Source organism: uncultured Caulobacter sp. (assembly GCF_937900395.1).
GTDB lineage: Bacteria > Pseudomonadota > Alphaproteobacteria > Caulobacterales > Caulobacteraceae > Caulobacter.
Genome location: NZ_CALCDX010000102.1, coordinates 1 through 2,768, shown reverse-complemented (window position 1 = coordinate 2,768; position 2,768 = coordinate 1). Strand labels below are relative to the sequence as shown.

The 2,768-nt window shown below is 68.7% G+C and carries 6 protein-coding genes; 4 read left to right on the top strand and 2 right to left on the bottom strand.

Annotated elements, in window-relative coordinates:
* Positions 1-2 precede the first annotated feature (2 nt).
* Both Q0379_RS08965 and Q0379_RS08960 read left to right on the top strand, forming a co-directional pair.
* Positions 3-305: an iron-sulfur cluster assembly accessory protein gene (locus tag Q0379_RS08965; RefSeq protein ID WP_299007271.1), complete on the top strand. Its 303-nt coding sequence runs from the start codon at positions 3-5 to the stop codon at positions 303-305.
* Positions 305-505, top strand: coding sequence for a hypothetical protein (locus tag Q0379_RS08960; RefSeq protein WP_299007268.1), 201 nt, complete (start codon positions 305-307; stop codon positions 503-505). The genes Q0379_RS08965 and Q0379_RS08960 overlap by 1 nt, the downstream gene beginning before the upstream one ends.
* Here the strand turns inward: Q0379_RS08960 and Q0379_RS08955 are convergent.
* Positions 502-792: a hypothetical protein gene (locus Q0379_RS08955; RefSeq protein WP_299007266.1), complete on the bottom strand. Its 291-nt coding sequence runs from the start codon at positions 790-792 to the stop codon at positions 502-504. The genes Q0379_RS08960 and Q0379_RS08955 overlap by 4 nt on opposite strands.
* Positions 793-892: 100 nt before the next feature.
* On the opposite strand from Q0379_RS08955, the gene Q0379_RS08950 reads away from it, so the two are divergent.
* Together Q0379_RS08950 and Q0379_RS08945 are read left to right on the top strand one after the other, a co-directional pair.
* Complete coding sequence (locus tag Q0379_RS08950; RefSeq protein ID WP_299007264.1) at positions 893-1,864, top strand: glycosyltransferase family 9 protein; 972 nt, start codon at positions 893-895, stop codon at positions 1,862-1,864.
* Positions 1,865-2,260, top strand: coding sequence for a DUF6165 family protein (locus Q0379_RS08945; protein ID WP_013079262.1), 396 nt, complete (start codon positions 1,865-1,867; stop codon positions 2,258-2,260).
* Here Q0379_RS08945 and Q0379_RS08940 read toward each other — a convergent pair.
* On the bottom strand, positions 2,257-2,768 hold a 512-nt coding region (locus Q0379_RS08940), incomplete at its 5' end, for an enoyl-CoA hydratase-related protein (RefSeq protein WP_299007262.1). The genes Q0379_RS08945 and Q0379_RS08940 overlap by 4 nt on opposite strands.

The following is a 2,768-nucleotide window of genomic DNA, read 5'->3' as shown; positions in this document are numbered from 1 at the left end:
TCATGGACAAGGCCGACAAGCCCTATGTCGGCCTGCGCGTCGGCGTGAAGAACGGTGGCTGCGCCGGCCAGGAATACGTCTTCGAATATGCCGAGACGAAGGGCCCGATCGACGAGGTGGTCGAGGACAAGGGCGTCACCATCCTGATCGAGCCCAAGGCGGTGCTCTTCTTGATCGGCACCGAGATCGACTACGAGGTCAGCAAGCTGTCGTCGAAGTTCGTGTTCCACAATCCGAACGAAACCGACGCCTGCGGCTGCGGCGAGAGCGTCACGATCCAGCCCGCCGCAGAGGTTCAAGACTAATGCTGGCCAAGACCCCGTCCTGCGTCGAATGCGGCCTGCCCTGGGGCTCTCCGCGCTTCAAGCACGAGGACGATGCGCCGCTCTACTGGTCGGACACCGGCCTGCTGTGCTCGGGCGGCTGCGCCCAGAAGCACTTCGAGAAGCGCCGGGCGGAAGGAACCTTCGTCGCGATCCCGGTGGAGTGCCCGGTCGAGGTCTAGATACAGGCCCTCTGCAACAGACAGGCCCCCGCGATGGTCGGCAGCATTGCGGGAACGCTGATGACTAGCAGCGCGCTGGGTAGGCTGAGCGCTGTCCATATGCCGGCGCGCCGGATCGCTAGGATCATAGCCGAAGCCCATCCTAGGAACCCCAGCGTGGCCGCGGCCATGAAAGCGTACAGGATAGCAACGCTATTGAAGCCGCCGGCGAAGAAGCCCATGGCGACCATGAATCCCGCGAACCCATAGGGCAGGGCGATGATAGCGGCTTGCTTCTTAGCGATCATGTTCGGGCCGTCATGTCGAAGACACATGCTAACCGATCCGCCGTGAGTTGGCAGCCTCTCTTCCATTGACCGCCGGGCGCCCTGCGATCTAAGCCCGGCCATGGTCCAGACGGTTCTGATCTATTCGATGGGCGAGGTGATCGGCGACGGGCTGATCAAGCTGCCCTTCATCGCCGGCCTGCGGGCGGCGTTTCCGGACGCGCGGATCAGCTGGTGCGCCGCCAAGGGCGAGACGGTCTACACCGGGCCGCTGAAGACCGTCGTCGCCGGCTATATCGACGAGGTGATCCTGGACGGCGCGAACGGGGCGGCGGCGCTCGACAGCCTGCCATGGTCCAGGCCGTTCGGCGGTCGGACGTTCGACCTCGTCATCGACACCCAGGAGAACCTGCGGCGCAGCGGCGTCGCCCGGCGCGGGGCGGCGGGGCGCTTCGTCTCGGCGGCGCGGCAGGCACGGAGCAAGGACTGGCCGGTGGCGGTGACGGACCGCCTGGCGAGGCTGCTGGCGCTGACGACGGACGGGCAGGGCGCGCCGAGGCCCCTGGCCTTGACCAACCCCGACGCGCTCAAGGCCGCCGAGATCCTGCTGCCCGCCGGCCCAACCTATGTCGGCCTCGCGCCCGGCGCGGGCGGCCAGGACAAGCGTTGGCCGCTGGAGAACTATCTCGACGTCGCCCGCCGGATCGTCGCCAAGGGCTGGACCCCGGTGTTCTTCTTCGGGCCCGACGAGGCCGAGGACGCCGCCATCGCCGCGCGCGAGATACCGCAGGCGCTGCAGCCTGAACGCAACCGCGCCGACGGCCTGCCCGTGAAGGGACCGTTGCTGGTCATCGCCCTGGCCGGGCGTCTCGCGGCGGGCGTGGCCAACGACGCGGGACCCGGCCACATGCTGGCCGCCGGCGGCGCGCCGCTGCTGTCGCTGCAGCAGGACCGCCGCAAGGCCGTGAAGTTCCGCCCCGCCGCGGCCCGGCTTGAGATGCTGGTCGCGGAGGACTACGGAAGCGGCATGGGCGCCCTGCCGGTCGACGCGGCCTGGGCGGCCCTCGAAAAGCTTGTGTCCGGAGCGTCCTGAATGTCCATCCTCGCGCCGATCTCGGCGGGCGAACTGGTCGACAAGATCACCATCCTGCGGGTCAAGGCCGAGCGGATCGGCGATCCCGCCAAGGAAGCCAATGTCCGCAAGGAGCTGGCCCTGCTGGAAGCCACCGCGCGCGAGCACCTCCCCGACACCGCCGAGATCGCGCGGCTGACCGAGGAACTGACCGCCGTGAACGCCGCCCTCTGGGACATCGAGGACGGCAAGCGCGACTGCGAGCGCCGCCAGGACTTCGGTCCGGACTTCGTGGCCCTGGCGCGCCGCGTCTATATCGACAACGACCGCCGCGCCGCGATCAAGCGGGCGATCAACGAGGCCGCCGGCTCCGAGATCGTCGAGGAAAAGAGCTACAAGCCTTACTTGGCCGGTTAGCGCCCCTTGAACGCCGCCGCGCGCTTCTGGAGGAAGGCGGTGACGCCCTCGATGAAGTCCTCGGTCTTGCCGGCGAACTTCTGAGCCTTGCGCTCGGCGTGCAGCTGGCCGGTCCAGTCGGCGTCGAGGCTGTCCCAAACGAGCTTGCGGATCGCGCCCAGCGCCGCCGGGCCGCGCGCCAGTTCCTGGGCGATGGCCGTGGCCGCGCCGATCAGCTCGTCGTCCGGCACGCAGCGATTGACGAGGCCCCACTGGAGCGCGGTCGCCGCCGAGATCTTGTCGCCCAGCAGCATCATCTCCATGGCCCGCGCCTTGCCGACCAGGCGCGGCAGCAGGTAGGTCGAGCCGCCATCGGGCACCAGGCCGATGCGGCGGAAGGCCTGCAGGAAATAGGCGCTCTCGGCCGCCACGATGATGTCGCCCATCAGGGCGATCGAGCAGCCGACGCCAGCGGCCGGACCGTTCACCGCCGTCACGATCGGCAGCGGGAAGTCCTTCAGCAAGGTCA

Bases quoted from the DNA above. Each gene is read 5' to 3' on its own strand.
- Q0379_RS08965 (WP_299007271.1), top strand. From the start codon at position 3: ATGGACAAGGCCGACAAGCCCTATGTCGGCCTGCGCGTCGGCGTGAAG.
- Q0379_RS08960 (WP_299007268.1), top strand. From the start codon at position 305: ATGCTGGCCAAGACCCCGTCCTGCGTCGAATGCGGCCTGCCCTGGGGC.
- Q0379_RS08955 (WP_299007266.1), bottom strand. From the start codon at position 792: ATGATCGCTAAGAAGCAAGCCGCTATCATCGCCCTGCCCTATGGGTTC.
- Q0379_RS08950 (WP_299007264.1), top strand. From the start codon at position 893: ATGGTCCAGACGGTTCTGATCTATTCGATGGGCGAGGTGATCGGCGAC.
- Q0379_RS08945 (WP_013079262.1), top strand. From the start codon at position 1,865: ATGTCCATCCTCGCGCCGATCTCGGCGGGCGAACTGGTCGACAAGATC.